The 16750-nt window shown below is 71.9% G+C and carries 16 protein-coding genes; 11 read left to right on the forward strand and 5 right to left on the reverse strand.

Annotated elements, in window-relative coordinates:
• Window positions 1-44 precede the first annotated feature (44 nt).
• Window positions 45-2201, reverse strand: coding sequence for an RNA degradosome polyphosphate kinase (locus F4554_RS03620; RefSeq protein WP_179786050.1), 2157 nt, complete (start codon window positions 2199-2201; stop codon window positions 45-47).
• A gap of 45 nt (window positions 2202-2246) precedes the next feature.
• Window positions 2247-3221 carry a mycothiol synthase gene (gene mshD, locus F4554_RS03625; protein WP_179786051.1) on the reverse strand — a complete coding sequence of 325 codons (975 nt, stop codon included), beginning with the start codon at window positions 3219-3221 and terminating at the stop codon, window positions 2247-2249.
• Between the two features lie 36 nt (window positions 3222-3257).
• Between mshD and F4554_RS03630 the strand changes: the two genes are divergently transcribed.
• Complete coding sequence (locus tag F4554_RS03630) at window positions 3258-5093, forward strand: bifunctional metallophosphatase/5'-nucleotidase (protein WP_337795858.1); 1836 nt, start codon at window positions 3258-3260, stop codon at window positions 5091-5093.
• Window positions 5094-5167: 74 nt separating this feature from the next.
• On the forward strand, window positions 5168-6232 hold the full coding sequence (locus tag F4554_RS03635; RefSeq protein WP_179786052.1) for an LLM class flavin-dependent oxidoreductase: 1065 nt from the start codon (window positions 5168-5170) through the stop codon (window positions 6230-6232).
• 63 nt (window positions 6233-6295) lie between these two features.
• Here F4554_RS03635 and F4554_RS03640 read toward each other — a convergent pair whose 3' ends face one another.
• Window positions 6296-7060 (reverse strand): winged helix-turn-helix transcriptional regulator, encoded by a 765-nt coding sequence (locus F4554_RS03640; protein WP_092650296.1) that lies wholly within the window; start codon window positions 7058-7060, stop codon window positions 6296-6298.
• 85 nt (window positions 7061-7145) lie between these two features.
• Here F4554_RS03640 and F4554_RS03645 point away from each other — a divergent pair, with 85 nt between their 5' ends.
• The 8 genes from F4554_RS03645 to F4554_RS03675 all read left to right on the forward strand — a co-directional run bounded on the left by F4554_RS03645 (window position 7146) and on the right by F4554_RS03675 (window position 12349).
• Window positions 7146-7415, forward strand: coding sequence for a MoaD/ThiS family protein (locus F4554_RS03645; RefSeq protein WP_337795859.1), 270 nt, complete (start codon window positions 7146-7148; stop codon window positions 7413-7415).
• Between the two features lie 15 nt (window positions 7416-7430).
• Window positions 7431-8018 carry a sigma-70 family RNA polymerase sigma factor gene (locus F4554_RS03650; RefSeq protein ID WP_272955869.1) on the forward strand — a complete coding sequence of 196 codons (588 nt, stop codon included), beginning with the start codon at window positions 7431-7433 and terminating at the stop codon, window positions 8016-8018.
• A complete protein-coding gene (locus F4554_RS03655) occupies window positions 8015-8788 on the forward strand; it encodes a zf-HC2 domain-containing protein (protein ID WP_179786053.1) in 774 nt (257 codons plus the stop codon). The genes F4554_RS03650 and F4554_RS03655 overlap by 4 nt, the downstream gene beginning before the upstream one ends.
• A gap of 26 nt (window positions 8789-8814) precedes the next feature.
• Entirely contained in the window at window positions 8815-9144 is a 330-nt protein-coding gene (locus F4554_RS03660; RefSeq protein WP_337795860.1) for a thioredoxin family protein, read from the forward strand.
• A 257-nt stretch (window positions 9145-9401) separates the two neighbouring features.
• Window positions 9402-10808, forward strand: coding sequence for a glycosyltransferase (locus F4554_RS03665; RefSeq protein WP_179786054.1), 1407 nt, complete (start codon window positions 9402-9404; stop codon window positions 10806-10808).
• Between the two features lie 114 nt (window positions 10809-10922).
• On the forward strand, window positions 10923-11009 hold the full coding sequence (locus tag F4554_RS33945; RefSeq protein ID WP_354938856.1) for a putative leader peptide: 87 nt from the start codon (window positions 10923-10925) through the stop codon (window positions 11007-11009).
• A 171-nt stretch (window positions 11010-11180) separates the two neighbouring features.
• Complete coding sequence (locus tag F4554_RS03670) at window positions 11181-12032, forward strand: sulfurtransferase (protein WP_179786055.1); 852 nt, start codon at window positions 11181-11183, stop codon at window positions 12030-12032.
• On the forward strand, window positions 12029-12349 hold the full coding sequence (locus F4554_RS03675; RefSeq protein ID WP_179786056.1) for a DUF1416 domain-containing protein: 321 nt from the start codon (window positions 12029-12031) through the stop codon (window positions 12347-12349). Before F4554_RS03670 ends, F4554_RS03675 begins: the two co-directional genes overlap by 4 nt.
• Before the next feature lie 160 nt (window positions 12350-12509).
• Here the strand turns inward: F4554_RS03675 and F4554_RS03680 are convergent, their stop codons facing one another.
• Window positions 12510-13469 carry an NAD-dependent epimerase/dehydratase family protein gene (locus F4554_RS03680; RefSeq protein WP_179786057.1) on the reverse strand — a complete coding sequence of 320 codons (960 nt, stop codon included), beginning with the start codon at window positions 13467-13469 and terminating at the stop codon, window positions 12510-12512.
• A 190-nt stretch (window positions 13470-13659) separates the two neighbouring features.
• Between F4554_RS03680 and F4554_RS03685 the strand changes: the two genes are divergently transcribed.
• Complete coding sequence (locus F4554_RS03685) at window positions 13660-15183, forward strand: sugar transferase (RefSeq protein ID WP_179786058.1); 1524 nt, start codon at window positions 13660-13662, stop codon at window positions 15181-15183.
• Between the two features lie 365 nt (window positions 15184-15548).
• On the opposite strand, the gene F4554_RS03690 is transcribed toward F4554_RS03685, so the two are convergent.
• A complete protein-coding gene (locus F4554_RS03690; RefSeq protein WP_179786059.1) occupies window positions 15549-16685 on the reverse strand; it encodes an LCP family protein in 1137 nt (378 codons plus the stop codon).
• Window positions 16686-16750 lie beyond the last annotated feature (65 nt).

Below are 16750 nucleotides of genomic sequence, written 5' to 3' on the forward strand. Positions count from 1 at the left end.
CACGACGGCCGGTGTACGCACCGGCGCCACCACCGGCGGCCGGCTCATGCCGCCCCCTGCCCGCCGGCCACCTTCAGCCGGTGGCGCAGCTTGACGGTGATGAGGTGCTGCTGCAGGTCACGCAGCGGCGTGCCGTCGGCGTCGAGGTGGTGGCGGACCCAGTCGCCGCCGCCTTCGAGGTGCCACGCGGACGTACCTTCGTCGAAGGCGAGGTCGAGCAGCTTGGTCAGCTCGGTCACGTGGTCGTCCTGGGTGACCTGGGCGAGCGCCTCCACCCGCCGGTCGAGGTTGCGGTGCATCATGTCGGCCGACCCGATCCACACGTCGGTGTCGCCACCGTTGGCGAACCAGAAGATCCGGGAGTGCTCCAGGAACCGCCCGAGGACGCTGCGGACGCGGATCGTCTCCGACAGCCCGGGCACTCCGGGCCGCAGTGCACAGATCCCGCGGATCCACAGGTCGATCGGGACGCCGGCGCTGGACGCCTCGTACAGTGCGTCGATCACCGCCTCGTCGACCAGCGCGTTGACCTTCCACCGGATGCGGGCGGGCCGGCCGGCGCGGTGGTGGGCCACCTCCCGCCGGATCCGCTCGACCAGCGACGTACGCACCGAGCGCGGCGCCACCAGCAGCCGGTCGTACTCCGTGCTGCGGGCGTACCCCGACAGCGTGTTGAACAACGCGCTCAGGTCCGCGGCGAGCACGGGGTCGCTGCTGAGCAGCCCGAGGTCCTCGTACAGTCGGGCGGTCTTGGGGTTGTAGTTGCCGGTGCCGATGTGGGCATAGCGGCGCAGCCCGTCGGGTTCCTCGCGGACGACGAGTGCCAGCTTGCAGTGGGTCTTCAGCCCGATCAGGCCGTAGACGACGTGACAGCCGGACTGCTCCAGTTGCCGGGCCCAGCGGATGTTGGCCTCCTCGTCGAACCGGGCCTTGATCTCCACCACCACCAGCACCTGCTTGCCGGCCTCGGCGGCGTCGATCAGCGCGTCGACGATCGGCGACTCCTCGTTGGTGCGGTAGAGGGTCTGCTTGATCGCGAGCACGTGCGGATCGGCGGCGGCCTGTTCGATGAACCGCTGCACGCTGGTGGAGAACGAGTCGTACGGGTGGTGCAGCAGCACCTCCCGCTGGCGTACGGCGGAGAACACGTCCGGTGGATGCGCGCTCTCCACCTCGGCGAGGTCGCGGTGGGTCACCGGCACGAAGGCCGGGAACTTCAGCTCGGCCCGGTCGACGTCGGCGATCGCGGACAGGCCGGACAGGTCAAGCGGCCCGGCCAGCCGGCACACCTCCTCCTCGCTGACGCCGAGCTCGGACACCAGCAGCTCCAGCACGTGCGGGTCGATGGACGCCTCCACCTCCAGCCGCACCGGCGGCCCGAACCGGCGGCGCAGCAGCTCCCGCTCCAGCGCCTGCAGGAGGTTCTCCGCGTCGTCCTCCTCCACCTCCAGGTCCTCGTTGCGGGTCACCCGGAACGAGTGGTGCTGGAGGATCTCCATGCCGGGGAAGAGCTGGTCCAGGTGCGCGGCGATGACGTCCTCCAGCGGGACGTAGCGCTGCTTGTCCACCGGCACGAACCGCGGCAGGATCTGCGGCACCTTCACCCGGGCGAAGTGCTCACCGCCGGTCTGCGGGTTGCGCACCACCACCGCGAGGTTGAGGGACAGCCCGGAGATGTACGGGAACGGGTGCGCCGGGTCGACCGCGAGCGGCGTGAGCACCGGGAACACCCGGGCGCCGAAGAGGTCGTGCATGCGGTTCTTGGCGTCCTCGCCGAGGTCGTCCCAGCGCAGCACCTCGATGCCCTGGGCCACCAGCTCGGGCAGCACGTGGTCGTGGAACGCGTCGGCGTGGCGCACCATCAGCTCCCGGGTGCGCGCCCAGATGCTCTCCAGCACCTCCTTCGGAAGCAGCCCGGAGGCGGCCCGCACGGCGACGCCCGCGGCCATCCGGCGCTTGAGGCCGGCGACCCGGACCATGAAGAACTCGTCCAGGTTGTTGGCGAAGATCGCGAGGAACCGCACGCGTTCCAGCAGCGGCATCTGGGGGTCCTCGGCGAGCTCGAGCACCCGGGTGTTGAAGTGCAGCCAGGACAGCTCCCGGTCGAGGAACCGGTCGTCGGGCAGGTCGCCCTCGGTCACGTCGTACGGGGGTTCGACGTCGTACTCGGTGATCTCGGGTCGCGCGATCTGGGTGCTCACGCTGTCATCGTTTCACCGCCGCGTGAACGAGCGGTAGCGCAGATCTCAGCCGGCCGGTTCGTGGTGGTACATCACGTCTGTGGCGGCCCGGGCGAAGCCCAGCCGCTCGTAGAGGCCGAGCGCGGCGCGGTTGTCGGCCTCGACGTACAACATCACGGTCGGCAGGCCACGGTCGCGGAGGTACGCCAGGCCGGCCGCGGCCAGTGCCTTGGCCAGCCCGCCGCCCTGGGCGTGCGGGGCCACGCCGAGCACGTAGATCTCGCCCGCCGGGCCGGGCTCGCCGCCGCGTACCTGCCCGGTGTGCACCTTCGTCCAGTGGAAGCCGGCCAGCTCGCCGTCGCGCTCGGCGACGAAGAAGCCCGCCGGGTCGAACCACCCGGCGCCGATCCGGGCGTCGAGGTCGGCGCGGGTCCAGCGGCCCTGCTCGGGGTGGGCGGCGAACGCGGCCGCGTTGACCGCCAGCCAGGCCTGCTCGTCGCTGCCGGGAACGAAGGTGCGGATCGTGACCCCGGCCGGCGGCGCGATGTCCGGAAGCGGCCGGGCGTGCGGTCCGTTCAGCGGGCGGCGCATCCAGGCCAGCGCCCGGTCGGCGGTGAACCCGGTGGCCGCGGCCAGCCGGGCCGCTCCCGGGTGCGGGCCGTGCGCCCACACCTGCACCGGCACCGGGCCCGCCTCGGCGACCAGCGCGTCGGCCAGCACCCGGCCGACGCCGCGGCCGCGGTAGTCGGGGCGGACCACCAGGTCGGCGGTGGCCGCCTCGGCCGGGATGCCGTCGGTGTCGTTCGTGCTGACCGCCGGCAGGTCCAGGTGGGCGTACCCCACCACTTCGCCGCCCTCGCCGTCGGCTCGGGCCAGCAGGTGGCGGGTGGCGTCGGGCGGGCCGAGGAGCAGGGTCGCGCGTTCGTCGAGGGCGCGCACGCCGTCCTCGGCCGCGGCGGCCTCGACCAGGGCGTCGACCGCTGTGCGTTCGGACGCCGAGAGGCGACCGGTGATCTTGATTTCACCCGGCGAGTTACCCACACCGCTACCGTACGGGTCACCCACCGAGAGCTGGGAGTGCTGGGACTCGGCGCCGTCGCCGCCGGGCTGGTGGGCACGGTCGGCGCGGACCCCGCGGCGGCCGACACCGGTCCGCGTACCGACCTCACCCTCACCGTCCTGCACACCAACGACGACGAGTCCCAGCTCCTCGGCGTCGGCGTCGACGGCGACACCGACGGCGACGGCACGATCGAGCCGGACGAGACGCGCGCCTACGGCGGCGCCGCCCGCTACACCACGCTGTGGCAGCAGCTGCGCCGGCAGGCCGAGACCGGGCGACCGGCTCAGGGCGGCAAGCGCGCCGTGGTGTCGATCTCCGGTGGTGACAACTACCTCGCCGGGCCGGAGTTCTCGGCCAGCATCGAGCGCGGTGTGCCGTTCTACGACGCGCTCGCCCTGAGCCGGCTCGGGCTGGACGCGTCCGCCATCGGCAACCACGAGTTCGACTTCGGGCCGGACGTGTTCGCCGACTTCGTGACCAGCGTGCGGAGCACCGCGGGCTCCGGCGGCTCGTTCCCGTTCGTCTCGGCCAACCTCGACGTGAGCGGCGAACCCGCGCTGGCGAAGTACGCCGGCCAGGGCGTCATCCGTGCCACCACCGTCGTCGGTGACCGCGGCGAACGCATCGGCGTGATCGGGCTGACCACGCCGGAGCTGCCCACCATCTCCAGCCCGCGCAACGTCCGGGTGCGCACCGAGCTGGCCCGGATCGCCAACGCCGAGGCGAGCGCGCTCACCCGGCAGGGTGTCGACAAGATCATCCTGGTCAGTCACCTGCAGGACATCGACAACGAGCTCGCGCTGGTGCCGCAGCTGCGCAACGTCGACGTCGTGCTCGGCGCCGGTGGCGGGGAGATCCTGGCCGACCGGGGTGACCGGCTGATCCCCGGTGACAGGGCCGAACGTGGCTACCCGCTGTGGGCGACGGACGCCGACGGCCGCCAGGTGCCGGTGGCAACCACGACGGGCAACTACAAGTACGTCGGGCAGCTCGTCCTGCGCTTCGACCGTGCCGGCCGGTTGCTCGGCGCCGACGACGAGCGCAGCCGCCCGGTTCGGGTGGCGGGTGTCGGCGCCGACGCGGTGGCGAAGGACGCGTGGACGCGCGCCAACGTCGAGGCCCCGGTCGCGAGCCACCTGGCCTCCTTGCGGGAGACGGTCGTCGCCGACAGCGAGGTACCGCTGAACGGCGTCCGGGCCGACGTCCGCAGCAAGGAGACCAACCTCGGTGACCTGGTGGCCGACTCGCTGGTGTGGGCGGGCAAGCAGAAGGCGGCGGAGTACGGCGTACCCGCGCCGGTGGTCGGCATCCAGAACGGCGGCGGCCTGCGCAACGACGCGGTGATCCCGGCCGGTCCGGTGACCGCGCTGGACACCTACGACGTCGCGCCGTTCGCCAACTTCGTCGCGGTCGTACCCGACGTGCCCCGGGCCACCCTGCGGCAGCTCCTCGAGCGTGGGGTCGCCGCGGCGCCGTCGGCCGCGGGAGCGTTCATCCAGGTGTCCGGGCTGTCGTTCAGCTACGACGTGAGCCGCCGGGCGCAGGTGGTGAACGAGTCGACCGGGGAGATCCTCACCCCGGGCGAGCGCGTCCGCGACGTCGTACTCGACGACGGGACGGTGCTGGTCCGCGACGGCCAGGTGGTCGACGGCGCGCCGGTACCGGTGGCGACGAACGACTTCTCCGCCCGCGGCGGGGACGCCTACCCGCTGAAGGGCCTGGACTTCACCCCGGTCGGCACGACCTACCAGGGCGCGCTGCGCGGCTACCTCGAGGAGGGGCTGTCGGGGAAGGTCCGGGCGGCCGACTACCCGGTCGGGGGCGAGGGCCGGATCACCGCCACCAGCTGACGTACGAGCACCGACGTGCGTGGGCCTCACGTACCAATCCCGACAATGCCTACTCGTTGGGTATGGTTTGGTGCATGAGCCCCGAGTTCCTCTGGTACATCCCGAACCAGGTCCAGGCCGGTCACCGCGGCGACGCCGTGGTCGAGGGTCACAACAGCCTGGAGGCGCTCACCAGCCACGCCCGAGCGCTCGAGGACCACGGCTGGGACGGCGCGCTCCTCGGCACCGGCTGGGGCCGGCCGGACACCTTCACGGTCGCCACCGCCCTGGCCGCGCGGACGACGACGTTCCGGCCGCTGATCGCGATCCGGCCCGGTTACTGGCGGCCGGCGAACTTCGCCTCCGCCGCCGCGACCCTGGACCACCTCAGCGACGGGCGAGTGCTGGTCAACGTCGTGTCCGGCAGGGACAACCTGGCGGCGTACGGCGACAGCGAGGGCGACCAGGCCCACCGCTACGCGCGCACCAGGGAGTTCCTCCGGATCGTGCGCAGACTGTGGACCGAGGAGAACGTCACCTACCACGGTGAGCACTTCGACGTCACCGACTCGACCGTGGAGCCCCGGCCGGTGGTGCGTGGCGATCGCAGGCACCCCCGGCTCTACTTCGGCGGCGCCTCCGAGGCGGCCGAGAAGGTGGCCGCCGCCGAGGCCGACGTCCAGCTCTTCTGGGGCGAGCCGCTCGACGGCGTGCGCGAGCGGATCGAGCGGCTGAAGGGCCTCGCCGGGAAGCTGGGGCGCGAGCACGCGCCGCTGGAGTTCGGGCTGCGGATCACCACCCTGGTCCGGGACACCACCGCGCAGGCCTGGGCGGACGCCGAGGCCAAGGTCGCGGAGATGGCGAAGGGGAAGGTGGCCGGCTCCCGGCATCCGAACTGGCGGGGTGCCGTCGGGCAGCAGCGGCTGCTCGACCTGCACGCGCGGGGAGAGGTGCTGGACGACAACCTCTACACCACCCCGGGCAGGTACGGCGGCGGTGGCGCGGGCACCACCTGGCTGGTCGGTTCGGCCGAGGACGTGGCGAAGTCACTGCGGAAGTACGAGAGCCTGGGCATCTCCCACTTCGTACTCTCCGACACGCCCTACCTGCCGGAGATCAGACGGCAGGGAGACCAGCTCCTGCCGCTGCTGCGCGACTGACGTACGAAGGCGGCCGGGCGGGAGAGCCGCCCGGCCGCCTTCGAGTCGTGGGTCGGTGCAGGGTCAGGAAGCCTCGCCGGTGAGCGACCGCGCGTCGTCGGGCACCCGCGGCGAGCCGGAGGAGTCCTCGTCGTCCTCGGGCACGGGGGTGACCGGCGGCGAGACGAAGCGGTAGCCGACGTTGCGGACCGTGCCGATCAGGGATTCGTACTCCGGGCCGAGCTTGGCCCGCAGCCGGCGTACGTGCACGTCGACGGTGCGGGTGCCGCCGAAGTAGTCGTACCCCCACACCTCCTGCAGCAGCTGCTGCCGGGTGAACACCCGGCCGGGGTGCTGGGCGAGGAACTTCACCAGCTCGAACTCCTTGAACGTGAGGTCGAGCGTGCGCCCGGCGAGCCGGGAGGTGTAGGTGTCCTCGTCGATGACCAGCTCACCGCGCCGGATGACGTTGGGGTGCTCGTCCTCGGTGGTCTGCAGGGCGAGCTTGCCGATCGCCACGCGCAGCCGGGCGTCCACCTCGGCCGGGCCGGCGTTGTGGACCAGGACGTCGTCCAGGCCCCAGTCGGCGTTGACGGCGGCCAGGCCGCCCTCGGTGACGACCACCAGCAGCGGAACTCCGATGCCGGTGGTCCGGATGATTCTGGTCAGGCTGCGGGCCTGCACCAGGTCGCTTCGTGCGTCCACGAGTACCGCGTCAGCCGGGCCCACGTCCAGGAGTGCGCTCGCCTCGGCAGGTGCCACGCGCACATGGTGCGCGAGCAGGCCGAGTGCCGGAACGATCTCCGCCGACGGCTGAAGGGCGTTCGTGAGCAGGATAATTGTGCTCACCGGACGTCTCCCCTGGTCAGTGGGGACCTGGCACTCGGGACGGCGCTGTCGCCCAGGTCCGCCGGTTGCAGGCAGGATATCCCACGTGTCTTCCCCGATGACGGTGACGGTGCGCTACTGGGCGGCCGCGAAGGAGGCTGCCGGACTGGCCGAGGAGCAGGTGGAGGCGGGCACGCTCGCCGACGCCCTCGCGCAGGCCAGGTCCCGGCACGGCGACCGGCCGCGGTTCGAGCAGGTGCTCGGGCTGTGCTCGGTGCTGGTCGACGGCGACCCCGTGGGCGGCCGCGACCCGGCGACCGTACGCCTGGCCCCCGGTGCCCGGATCGAACTGCTTCCGCCGTTCGCGGGCGGCTGAGGACGGGTTTGCTCGATGAATGAACCACCTCGCCCTCCGCGCCGTGTGGACGACATGGGTGCGGCGGCGCCGGAGGGCGCGACCGCTGACGAGGAGCTGGTCCGCCGGCTGTACGCCGAGCACGGGCGAGCTCTGTTCGGCTACGTCCTGCGGCTGGTCCGCGGTGACCGGCAGCGGGCCGAGGACGTCGTACAGGAGACGCTCCTGCGGGCCTGGCGGCATCCGGAGGCGCTCGACCCGGCCCGGGGCCCGGCGCGGGCGTGGCTGGTGACGGTGGCCCGCAACGTGGTCTTCGACGGGGACCGGGCCCGCCGGGCGCGGCCGCCCGAGGTGGGCGAGGAGGCGCTGGACGTCGTACCCACCGGCGAGGAGGATCTCGATCGGGCGATGGTGGCATGGGAGGTCATGGAGGTGCTGGCCGAGCTCCCGCCGCACCACCGGCAGGTTCTGGTGGAGGTCTACTACCGCGGCAACTCCGTCGCCGAGGCGGCCAAGCAGCTCGGCGTACCGCCGGGGACGGTGAAGAGCCGCACCTACTACGCCCTGCGTCAGCTGCGGCTCCTGCTGGAGGAGCGCGGCCTCACCGCGGAGGTGGCGCTGTGAGCGAGCACGCCTACTCCTGCGCCGAGGTACGCGCCGCGATCGGCGCGCACGTGCTCGGGGCGCTGGACGCGAGCGAGGCGGCCGCCGTCGACACCCACCTGGCCGACTGTGCGGAGTGCCGTGCGGCATACGACGAACTGGCCGGGATGCCCGCGCTGCTCGGCCTGGTCGGCGCGGAGGAGGCCGCGGCCGTCGGTACGGCGCTGCCGGAGTCCCCGGGCTCGGCGGGCTCTGCCGACGAGGTGGGCCTGCGGCGACTGCTGGCGCGGGTCCGGGCCGAGCGCGCCCTGGAACGACGCCGCCGGCTGGTCGTGGCCCTGGCGGCCGCCGCGGTGACCTTGGCGGTCGCCGGCGTCGGCGGCTGGGCGGTCGGGCAGGCGCTCGCCCCTTCCGGTCCGCCGGTCGCCGGCGCCACTCCCACGCCCGCGCCCACCCCCACATCCACGCCCACGCCCACGGCGCACGTGACCGCGCCACCGGTGCGCTGGTCGGCGACGAACGCCACCCTCGCCGTCGACGGAACCGCCACCATCAACGGCGTTCCGTGGGGCACCAAGGTCGACATCGTGCTGCACGGCGTGAAGCAGGGGCAGGTGTGCTCGCTGACGGTGTACGACCGGTCCGGTCGGCGCTGGGACGGCGGGAGCTGGCGGGTGGCCTACGGCGACGGCGTGCGGTGGAGCGGCGGCATCGCCGTACCCGCGAACGAGGTGGTCAGGATCGAGATCACCGCCACCGGTGAGCACCCGCTGCTCACCATCGACGGCTGAGCGGGCAGACCTCGTACCCTGCACGGGTGGACGACGATCGGCTGGACGCGGGCGTCCTGGGTGTCCCGCTCGGCGCCCGGGCGACGCTGGTGCAGTTCTCGACGGCGTTCTGCGCGCCCTGCCGGGCGACCCGGCACGTGCTGCGCGCCGTCGCGGCCACCGAGCCGGGCGTGGCCCACGTCGAGCTGGACGCGGAGTCCCACCTGGAGCTGGTCCGCCGGCTGGACGTACGGAGTACGCCCACCGTGCTGGTCCTGGCCGCCGACGGTCGGGTCGTCACCCGGGCGAGCGGGGTGCCGCGCCGGCCGCAGGTCGTGGCCGCCGTGGACCGGGCGGCCGACACGCGTTCGGCCTGAGCTCGTTCTGTCCGACAGTCTTTCGAACCTGAGCGCACCGACCGCGCCGAACCCCCCTCGTCTTGTGGTCTGCTCCGTTCGGGCCGGATTCGGGCCGAAAGGCCACGCCTACGGGCGTTCCATCCGGGTAGGAACGCGCGTGTGGAACAGCGGGTGCCGGGCAGGTCCGGGCGATCCCCGATGGGAGCATGCGTGGGGTCTGGGCCATGATGTCCCGAATCGTCCGGGTCACGCAGGCCGACACAAGGAGCCGGTCCATGGACCTCCGCCCACTGATCGGGGCACGTCGTATCCGCCGCGGCCGTACGTCCGACCGGGGTGACCTCGCAGCGGTGATCGCGCTCGACCCGGCCGCCGCGGCTCGTACGGCGCGGCCGACGCTGCGGGTCGCGCACTTCACCGACACCTACCTCCCGCGCCGTGACGGCGTGGTGACCTCGCTGCAGTCCCTCACCGCCGCGATGTCCGAGCTCGGCCACGCGAGCCTGCTGGTGGTGCCGCGGCACCCCGACCAGCCCGCCGACGAGGAGCTGCTGCGGCTGCGGTCACTGCCGTGCGGGGTGGCGCAGTTCAGGCTGGCGGCCTGGCCGCGCAGCCGGCACGTGGAGCGGGTCGCGCACTGGCTCCCGCACGTGGTGCACGTGCACACGCCAGGTCCGGTCGGCCTGCTGGGCATCTTCGCCGCGCGCCGGCTCGGGTTGCCGCTGGTGCAGACGTACCACACAGATCTGCGCGCCTACGCCGACGCGTACCGCCTGCCGACCTCGGTGATCGAGGGCGTCCTGCGCTGCTACGCCCGCCGGCTGGGTTCCCCGAAGCTGGCACTGCCGCACGGCGGCAGCCGCACCGCGCGCCGCGACGCGCTGGTCGACGCGGGCACCGGCCTGCTGCTGGCCGACGCCGACGCCGTGCTCGTACCGACTCCCGCGATCCTCACCCGCTGCCGGCTGCCGATCGACGACGACCGGATCTACGTCGCGCCCACGGGGGTCTCCCTGCCGGACGTGCCGACCGGCGCGGGGCCGGCGTTTCGGCGGCGGTACGACATCGGGCCGGACGAGCCGGTCGTGCTGTTCGTCGGGCGGGTCAACCGCGAGAAGGGCATCGACCTGCTGACCGAGGCGTTCGGCCGGCTGCGCGACGTCGTGCCCGCGGCCAGGCTGGTGCTGGTCGGCGCGGTGTACGACTCCCGCTGGGTGCAGCGGCTGCTGGAGCAGGCCGGTATCGCCGACCGCACGGTGCTCACCGGCCAGCTGCCTCCCGCGGAGGTGGCCGCCGCGTACGCCGCGAGCGACGTGTTCGCGTTCCCGTCGCTGACCGACACGCAGGGGCTGGTGATCCAGGAGGCCGCGCTGGCCGGGCTGCCCGCGGTGCTCGCCGACGAGGCGCTGTACGCCAGCGGGCCACTGGCGGGCACCGGTGTGCTCGCCGGGCCGGACCCGATGCGCTACGCCGAGGCGCTGGAGGACCTGCTGACCAACCCGGTCCGGCGGGCACACGTGGGCGAGGAGGCGCGCCGCCAGGCGCGGCGGAACCCGCCGTCGGAGTACGCCCAGCGGATGGCGGCGATCTACGGCCAGGCGGTACGCAGGGCGGGATCGGCGACCCGGCTGTCGCGGGGCGAGCGGCGCGGTCCGTTCCGGTCCCGGCGGCTGATCGCCTGACGCCAGGGGTTGCGAAGTAGCCCCCGGGACCGTCCTGATGGGCGTCTCACCAATTGACCTGAATTCCCAACATGTGAGACGACCGTGACAGGGTCGGGCAGGGTCCGTACGCTGATGCTCGTGCTGCGGAGGACCCTGCTGACCAAGCGCCGTGCGGTGGACAACTGCCGCACCTCGACCTGTTTGTGTCCGGCCTCCTGAACGACGGCCGTCCGCTCCACCCGTCGCCCCGCTCCGCGCCGACTCGTACCAGCGGGTTCGAACCTCACGCCGTCCGCGACGCCCCTGACGATCCAGGGCCACCGCGCCCCGAATGCTCGCCCGCCGCGCTCTGCGGCAACGTCCCACAACCGCACGCATGGAGGTTTCCGCATGAGCCGTGACTCCGTCCTCGTCTCCGCCGAATGGGTGGAAGGACATCTGGACGACCCCAACATCGTTCTGGTCGAGGTCGACGAAGACACCAGCGCCTACGACAAGGGCCACATCAAGGGCGCCATCAAGCTGGACTGGCGTGAGGACCTGCAGGACAAGGTCCGGCGCGACTTCGTGGACAAGCAGCAGTTCGAGAAGCTGCTGTCGTCCCGCGGCGTCGGCAACGACCAGACCGTGATCCTCTACGGCGGCAACAACAACTGGTTCGCGGCCTACGCCTACTGGTACTTCCGCCTCTACGGCCACCAGGACGTCAAGCTGCTCGACGGCGGCCGCAAGAAGTGGGAGCTGGACAGCCGCGGACTGGTGGAGGACGTGCCGTCGTACGCCCCCACGCAGTACGTCGCCTCCGACCCCGACCTGTCCATCCGCGCGTTCCGCGACGAGGTCGTGGACGCCATCGGCCAGCTCAACCTGGTCGACGTCCGCTCGCCCGACGAGTACTCCGGCAAGCTCCTCGCCCCGGCGCACCTGCCGCAGGAGGTCGCTCAGCGGGCCGGCCACGTGCCCACCGCGGTCAACGTGCCGTGGAGCAAGGCGGCCAACGAGGACGGCACGTTCAAGTCCGACGACGACCTGCGCGAGATCTACGGCAATGCCGGCGTCGACTTCGGCAAGGACACCATCGCCTACTGCCGGATCGGCGAGCGCAGCTCGCACACCTGGTTCGTGCTGCACGAGCTCCTCGAGCAGCCGAACGTCAAGAACTACGACGGGAGCTGGACCGAGTACGGCTCCCTCGTGGGTGTTCCCGTTTCCCTCGGTGACCAGCCTGGAGATGCCTCATGAGTGCCAACGACGGTTGCGGCGCGCCCACCGGCGGCGCCGCTCTGGCCGGGGTCAACCTGGCCAAGGAAGCAGTGATCCAGGGTGTCGTCCGCGCGGACGCCGCCCCGGTGTCGGGCGCCTACGTGCGCCTGCTGGACGGGTCCGGCGAGTTCACCGCCGAGGTCCCGACCGACGCGGACGGCGTGTTCCGCTTCTTCGCCGGCCCGGGCACCTGGACCGTACGGGCGCTCGCGCCGCGCGGTGCCACGGCGGAGGGCTCGGTGCAGGCCGAGCTCGGCAAGATCGCCGAGGTCGAGCTCGCGCTCACCCCGGCCTGAGTCACTGCGCGGGCCGTACGCGGGTCCGCACACAGAACGAACGCAGAACGAACGCCTCGCGGGGCGTCCCTTCCCGGGACGCCCCGCGTCGTGCGTCCGCGGCCAGGCGTTCAGCACCCTGTTCGGGCTGGTCGAGTGGGTGGTCCGGGCGGCTCGGTCGTCAGACCAGCTCGGGATGGGCCCGGAACCACTCGATGGTCAGGCGAAGGCCGTCCTCGACCGGCACCTTCGGCTCCCAGCCGAGGAGGTCCCGGGCGCGGGAGATGTCCGGTTGGCGCACGCGCGGATCGTCCTGCGGGCGGGGGACGAACGCGAGCTCCGACGCCGACCCGGTGAGGTCGCGGATCCACCGGGCCAGGTCGAGCACCGACAGTTCGTGCGGGTTGCCGAGGTTGACCGGGCCCGGGTGGTCGGCGTGGGCCATCGCAAGGATGCCCTCCACCGTGTCGTCGACGTAGCAGATCGAGCGGGTCTGTGAACCGTCCCCGGCGATGGTGAGCGGCTGGCCCTTCAGCGCCTGACGGACGAACGTCGGGATGGCACGGCCGTCGCCCGGACGCAGCCTGGGCCCGAACGTGTTGAAGAGGCGTACGACCGCGGCGTCCAGCCCGTGGGTGGAGCGGTAGGCCATGGTGAGCGCCTCGGCGAAGCGCTTCGCCTCGTCGTAGACCCCGCGGGGCCCGACGGGATTGACGTTCCCCCAGTACTCCTCGTCCTGCGGGTGGACCAGCGGGTCGCCGTACACCTCGGAGGTGGAGGCGAGGACGAAGCGGGCGCCCTTGTCCCTGGCCAGGCCGAGCGCGTGCAGGGTCCCGATCGAACCGACCTTGAGCGTCTGGATCGGGAGCTGGAGGTAGTCGATCGGTGAGGCGGGGGAGGCGAAGTGGAGCACCAGGTCGACCGGGCCGCCGACGTGGATGTAGTCGGTCACGTCGCACCGCAGCAGCCGGAACGCCTCGTGGGGAAGGAGGTGTGCGACGTTCTCCGGCCGTCCGGTGAGGAAGTTGTCCAGGCAGAGGACCTCGTAGCCGTCGCCCAGCAGCCGCTCGCACAGGTGGCTGCCGAGGAATCCGGCACCACCGGTGACCACGGCCCTGCGCGTCGTACTGAGATGTCCCACTTCATCCCCCTCACCCGATCTGATGTCGAATGGTATTGCCTGAGGGGTTACGGTGTTCCCGGCTGTCCGGATCGGACGATATGAGTGGCCTGTAACGATGTCCTGGCCGTTGCACCGATCCCGCCGGCAACCGATGGGGCGCGTGGTACGTAATACGCAGAAGACGTTCGGGGGGACGGACAACAAAACCATGGTGACGCTGAAGCAACTCGACGAGACGATCGCCGGACGGGCCGTAGCCGGCACCACGGCCCCGTTGCCGGACCGCCGGGCCACCGCCCGCGGCATGGCGTGGTTCGCCACCGTGGTGATGGTGCTGGACACGGTGCTGATCCTGTGTGCCGGCATGCTCGCCGCCGTGTCGCGGTTCGGCGAGCCGACCACCTACATCGCCGGGGGATGGCGCGGCTCCAACCTCAGCGGCGTGCCCTACTCCGCCGTCGTGGTGATGGTGGCCGTCGTGTGGATCGCCGTCCTGGCGGTGCGCGGCGGCTACTCCGGCCGTACGTTCGGCTCCGGTGCGGACGAGTACAAGCTCGTGCTGAGTGCCAGCGTCGTGACCGCCGGGCTGATCGCGATCCTCTGCTACCTCGCCAAGATCGAGCTGTCCCGCGGCTTCCTCGGGTTCGCGTTCCCCATCGGCGCCGTGCTCCTGGTGGCCGGCCGCTTCAGCGCCCGCAAGGTCCTGCACCGGCTGCGCGCCGCCGACCGGCTCGTCCACCGCGTCCTGCTGGTCGGCATGCCGGCCGGGGTGGCCGAGCTGCTCGAGGTGATGCGCCGCGAGCCCAAGATGGGTTTCGCCGTCGTCGGCGCCTGCCTGCCGCGGCTGTCCAAGGACCCCGGTGACGAGGTGGCCGACCAGGAGCTGCCGATCTACGGCTACCTCGACGACGTCCGTTCCGCCGTCGAGCGTTCCGGCGCCGACACGGTCGTGGTCAGTGCGCTGCCCGGCCGCTCGTCGCGGCTGCTGCGCCGGCTGTCGTGGTCGCTCGAGGGACTCGGTGTCGACCTGGTGGTCGTGCCCAGCCTGACCGACGTCGCCGGCCCGCGCATCCACCACCGGCCGGTGGCCGGCCTGCCGCTGCTGCACGTGGAGGAGCCGGAGTTCACCGGCGCGCGCCGCATCGTGAAGAGCATCTTCGACCGGGTGGGCGCCGGGATCATCACCATCCTGGCGACGCCGGTGATGCTGGTGATCGCGCTGGCGATCAAGTGCGACGACGGCGGCCCGGTGCTGCTGCGCCAGACCCGGGTCGGCGTCCACGGCAACGAGTTCACCTGCTTCAAGTTCCGGTCGATGGTGGTCGACGCCGAGCAGCGGCTGGCGGAGCTGCGGGCGGCCAACGAACACGACGGGGTGCTGTTCAAGATCCGCAACGACCCGCGGATCACCCGGGTGGGCCGGGTGATCCGGAAGCTGTCCCTGGACGAGGTTCCGCAGCTGTTCAACGTGTTGCGTGGCGAGATGAGCCTGGTCGGCCCGCGGCCGCCGCTGCCGGCGGAGGTCGAGGCCTACGCCGAGGACGTACGCCGCCGGCTGCTCGTCCGGCCCGGCATCACCGGCCTGTGGCAGGTGTCCGGCCGGTCCAACCTGTCCTGGGACGACTCGGTGCGCCTCGACCTCTACTACGTCGAGAACTGGTCGCTGTCGGCCGACCTGGTGATCCTCGCCAAGACGATCGGTGCGGTGCTCAGCCGCAACGGCGCGTACTGACCGACACCACCGCGTTCCGCCCCGTTCCGCCCGTTTCCCCGGCCGGGCGCCGGCCCTTGCCTGCTCGACCCCTGACTTCCTTGCCTGCTTGACCCCTGGCCCTGGCCCCGGCCTTGGCCGTGGTTCGGTTCCTCCGGGCCGCGGTCTGTCTCGCCGTGTGGGCCCAGCGGGGACTCTCCCTCGCCCGTGCCCTTCTTCACGCGGGCATGCAACGAGCGAGGGCCCTCCCTGCGCGGCTCGCGCACTGGGAGGGCTCTCGCTCGCGATTTCCGTACGACCTGTTTGCGTACGACCGGCTTCCGTACAACCAGTTGACGTACGACCGGCTTCTGGCCTCGGCTCCTGGCCGCGGTGGTGATCCCGGGTCAGCGGACCCGCTCGCCGAGTACCTCGTCCTGACCGTGGGCCTTCAGCCAGTCGCCGACCTTGTCGTCGCGGATCGCCTTCCACAAGGTGTCGTCCTTGGCCTTGTCGAGGTAGACGACCGACTGGCTCCCCTCCATGCCGGTGCCCTTGTACGGCGCCGTCATGAACGTCACGTTGCTCTGCCGGAGGTCCTTCATCTCCAGGGCCAGCGAGCGCATCTGCCCGGTGCTGAACTCCTCGTCGACGGAGAGGTTGTGGGTGATCGCGTCCAGCGCCCGGCCGAGCTTCAGCGGGTTGGTCAGCGTGCCGTCGGACATGGTTTGCCGCATCAGCGCGCGCAGGAAGTTCTGCTGGCGCTGCATCCGCCCGAAGTCGCCGTTTCTCAGGTGGTGGCGCTCGCGCACGTAGTCGAGCGCCTCCTCACCGGACAGCGTGTGCTGGCCGGCGGGGTACATCTTCCCGCTGGCGAAGCGGGTCTCCTGCTGGAACGACACCTGCACGCCGCCGAGCGCGTCGGTCAGCGCCTTGAAGCCGGTCCAGTCGATCACCGCGAGGTGGTCGATCCGCAGGCCGGTGAGCTTCTCCACCGTCTGGATGTAGAGCGGCGGGCCGCCGAAGGAGTAGGCGGCGTTGATCTTGTTGGGCCGGTGACCCGGGATCTCCACCCAGGAGTCGCGTGGAATCGAGATGAGATATGCGGCTTTCCGGTCGCCGGTGATGTGCAACACCATGATCGTGTCGCTGCGCTGGCCACGGCGTTCCCAGGCGTTACCCTTGCCGGCTCCGGTGGTGCCACCGGCGGCATCGTCGGTGCGGGCGTCGCTGCCGGCGAGCAGGATGTTCATGGCGTTCGCGCCCGGCGCGCCCTTCGCGGGCTTCTTCGGCCGCGTGGCCTCCGGCAACTGCGAGAACGCCGGCAACCGCGAGACCTGGTTGCCGAATTTCTCCGACAGCAGGTAGCCGGTCAGCGCGATGCCGCCGCCCAGTATGAGGACCAGCGACAGCAGGATCAGCAGCGTGGTCTTGGTACGGCTCGATCGGCGGCGGCGATGACCGGCGGAGCGGCCACGCGGGCCGTCCTCCTCCTCGCGCAGGCGGATCGAACGTAACCCTTCGTCGGTGCGGTAGTCACTCATTAGCGTCCCTGATCCTCATCCCCCGTGAGTGGCGGACGTCCGCCCCGGCTGAACTCGACGCGCGC

Source organism: Actinopolymorpha rutila (assembly GCF_013407855.1).
Classification (GTDB): domain Bacteria; phylum Actinomycetota; class Actinomycetes; order Propionibacteriales; family Actinopolymorphaceae; genus Actinopolymorpha; species Actinopolymorpha rutila.